Genomic DNA, 3,420 nt, shown 5'->3' with positions numbered 1-3,420 from the left:
GCGCCTCGACCTCGGCGCTCAACGGCTGCACCTGACCACGCAGCGCCGCGGCGCCCTCGCGCACGCTACTCTCGGCCTCGTCGGCCAGTTGCGTGGCCAGCGCCTTGAGCGTGGCAGCGCCCTGCGCGGCATCGGCAGCGGCGGCCAGCGCGCGCTTGCGGGTCAGCGCGACCACGCCCAGCCCGGCCAGCCACAGGTGCCGCGGGTTCAGCCGGTCCGGCCGCAGCGCGGAAGTGGAACGCTTCTTGGTCGCCATCGCAGGATCTCCAGAGGGGGCCGGCAGTGGCCCCGATGCGCACCATGCTGGCGCCGGCCGCTTGAGCAAACACACTATCGGCGCCCTACCCTTGCCACGCGCCGGCAGCGGCGCCATGCTCGGCGCGGACGCCGTGGCCCGGCGCCGCACAGGGAGATCCACATGGCAGCAAAATCGGGCGCGTGGGCGCCGTTTCCGTACGACGCCAAGGCCTACGCCTACGCCGGCGAGGCGCTGAAGAAAGCGTGGCCCAAGCTGCACGCTGGCGACCGCGAACCCTATCCGGACCCGGCACGCGCGCAGGCCCTGCTCGACGCAGCCGGCAAGGCCGGCAAGGGCCACGACGCGCAGACCCTGTCGGCCGCGCTGATCGAGGCCTGGCGGGCGTTCCACCAAGGGCAGTTCCAGCAGGCCTACGAGGCCGGCAAGGCGCTGGGCGTGTTCGGCGCCTCGGTCGCGGTCAAGGCGATCGGCATCCACGCCGGCTATCTGGTCGAGGACGAAAAAGAGCAGTTGCAGCGGCTGCAGCAGGCCGCGGTGCTGGCCGAGGCGGCGATCGCCGCGCTGCCGGACGAGGCCAACAGCCACTACCGCCACGCCTTCGCGCTGGGCCGCTACAGCCAGGGCCTGAGCATCGTCAAGGCGCTCAAGCAGGGCATCGCCAGCAAGGTGCGCGCCTCGCTGGAAGCGGCCCTGGAGCTGGAGCCCAAGCATGCCGAGGCGCACATGGCGCTGGCCCTGTACCACGCCGAGATCATCGGCAAGGTCGGCGCGATGATCGGCGGCCTGACCTACGGGGCGAAGGCGGCCACCGCCGAACAGCATATCCAGCAGGCGCTGAAGCTGGTGCCGGACGCGCCGATCGCCCACGTCGAACACGCCAACGTGCTGCTGTTGCTGTACGGCGACAAGCGCGAGGAAGACGCCGCCGCGGCGTTCGAGAAGGCCGCCAAGCTCAAGCCGCGCGATGCGATGGAAGCGCTGGACGCAGCGTTTGCTCGCGATCAGTTGGAGTAGACGCCGGCGCAAGTTGAGCGTATCGCGATGTTTTCTCGTAGGGGCGGCTTCAGCCGCTGCTACGACGCATCGCATACCCTTGATTGGACACTCCGCGAGGCGACCGGCGTGATCGGCGGCAGGAGGCCAATCACCCCCTTCCCGCATCCACCCCGCCCAGCCGCCGCGACGCCGCATCGCGACCTCGCAGCGGCAGCCGCATCAGCCTGCCGGTGGCAGCGCATAGGCGATCACGTAGTCGCCGCGCTTGGTCTCCATGAAGTGATGGCCGGCGGCGACGATGACCAGGTACTCGCGCCCGTCGACCGCGTATACCATCGGCGTGGCCTGGCCCCCGGCCGGCAGCTTGGCCTGCCACAGGGTCTTGCCGCTGGCCAGGTCGATCGCGCGGATCAGGTCGTCGGTCGCCGCAGCGATGAAGATCAGCCCGCTGGCGCTGACCACGGCGCCGCCGTTGTTGGGCGTGCCGATCTCGATCGGCAAGCCGGAGTGGATGCCGAACGGGCCATTGCCGCGCGCGCTGCCGAACGGACGGTCCCATAGCGTTTTGCCACTGGCCAGGTCGATCGCACGGATGCCGCCGTAGGGCGGCTGCTTGCACAGCAGCCCGGTGAACGGCAGGCGCCAGCCGGCGTTGACGTTGATCGCGTACGGCGTGCCGGCCTGCGGATCGCCGGCGCCCTCGGCGCCGCCGCTGTCGCCGCGCACCTGGTCGCGCGGCGCCCAGCCCATCTTGTCGGCCTTGGCCCGCGGCACCAGCAGGTTGTAGTTGGGCATGTCGTTGTAGTTGGCGACGATCACACGCCGCCGCGGATCCACCGCCACGCTGCCCCAGTCCGAGCCGCCGTTGTAGCCGGGGTACTCGATCGAATGGCGGTCGGCTTCCGGCGGCGTGTAGATGCCCTTGTAGCTGGCGCTGCGGAACTGGATGCGGCACACCAGTTGGTCGATCGGGGTCATGCCCCACATGTCGCGCTCGGTCAGGTCGCGCTTGCGCAGCGAGTGGTACAGCGAGAACGGCTGGGTCCTGGCGCGGCGCTGCGGCTCCACACCGCCGCCCGGCACCGCGCGTTCCTCGACCCCGACCAGCGGCTTACCGGTGCGCCGGTCGAGCACGTACAGCTCGCCCTGCTTGCTCGGCAGCAGCACCGCCGGCACGGTGGTGCCGTCGTGCGGGAAATCCAGCAACGTCGGTTGCGAACCCAGGTCGTAGTCCCACACGTCGATGTGGGTGGTCTGGAAATTCCACACCGGCTTGCCGGTGGTGACGTCCAGCGCGACCAGCGAGGTCGCATAGCGGTCTTCCTGCGGAGTGCGCGAACTGCTCCAGTAGTCGGCCGAGGAATTGCCCATCGGCAGGTAGACGTAGCCGAGCTGTTCGTCGCCGGCCGCGCTGGTCCACATGTTGGGCGTACCACGGGTCCAGGTCTGTCCCGGCGGCGGCGCGCCGGTCCAGTCCGGATGGGTCATGTCCCACGCCCAGCGCAGCGCGCCGGTGACCGCGTCGAAGCCCTGGATCACGCCCGACGGTTCATAGCGCTTCTGTCCGTCCAGCACCTGGTGGCCGGTGACGACGACCCCGCGCACGATGGTCGGCGGCGAATTGATCGAGACATAGCCGGGCGGCGTGGAGCCCATGCCGACGGTGATGTCGACCTGGCCATGCTGGCCGAAGTCCTCGCAGGGCTTGCCGTCGGCCGCATCGACCGCGATCAGGCGTCCGTCCAAAGTGCCTTCGATGATGCGCTGGCGGCAGGCCGTCGACGCCGTTGCCTGGGCGTCGGGCACCGCGTAATAGCTGACGCCGCGGCAGGCGGCGGTATACGGGATCGCCTTGTCGGCCACCTTGGGATCGTAGCGCCAGCGTTCGCGGCCGCTGCGCGCGTCCAGCGCGATCAGCTGGTTGCGTGCGCTGCACAGGTACAGGCTGTCGCCGATCTTCAGCGGCGTGGTCTCCGCGCCCCAGCGCTTGTCCGGCAGGTCGCCGGTGCGGAAGGTCCAGGCGGTACGCAACTGCGCCACGTTGTCCGGAGCGATCTGCCGCAGCGGCGTGTAGCGGCTGCCGGCGTTGTCGCGGCCGTAGGCGGCCCAGTCGGCATCGGCAGGCGTGTCGGCCGGCTGCGCGCCGGCGCGCGGGGTCGCCAGCG

General features: G+C 70.5%; 3 protein-coding genes. 1 reads left to right on the top strand and 2 read right to left on the bottom strand.

Features of this window, described 5'->3' with window-relative positions:
• On the bottom strand, positions 1–256 hold a 256-nt coding region (locus D180_RS19870; RefSeq protein ID WP_017914148.1), incomplete at its 3' end, for a hypothetical protein.
• A 162-nt stretch (positions 257–418) separates the two neighbouring features.
• Here D180_RS19870 and D180_RS19865 point away from each other — a divergent pair.
• A complete protein-coding gene (locus tag D180_RS19865; protein ID WP_017914147.1) occupies positions 419–1,273 on the top strand; it encodes a hypothetical protein in 855 nt (284 codons plus the stop codon).
• 201 nt (positions 1,274–1,474) lie between these two features.
• Here the strand turns inward: D180_RS19865 and D180_RS19860 are convergent.
• Positions 1,475–3,420: membrane-bound PQQ-dependent dehydrogenase, glucose/quinate/shikimate family (locus tag D180_RS19860; protein ID WP_017914146.1), on the bottom strand; the 1,946-nt coding region annotated here is incomplete at its 5' end.

This window comes from Xanthomonas sp. SHU 166 (assembly GCF_000364685.1).
Taxonomy (GTDB): domain Bacteria; phylum Pseudomonadota; class Gammaproteobacteria; order Xanthomonadales; family Xanthomonadaceae; genus Xanthomonas_A; species Xanthomonas_A sontii.
Note: the sequence above shows the minus strand (reverse complement) of the source record. Positions and strands in the feature narration are given on the sequence as shown.

Coding starts and splice junctions, on each gene's coding strand:
- D180_RS19865 (WP_017914147.1), top strand. CDS start 419: ATGGCAGCAAAATCGGGCGCGTGGGCGCCGTTTCCGTACGACGCCAAG.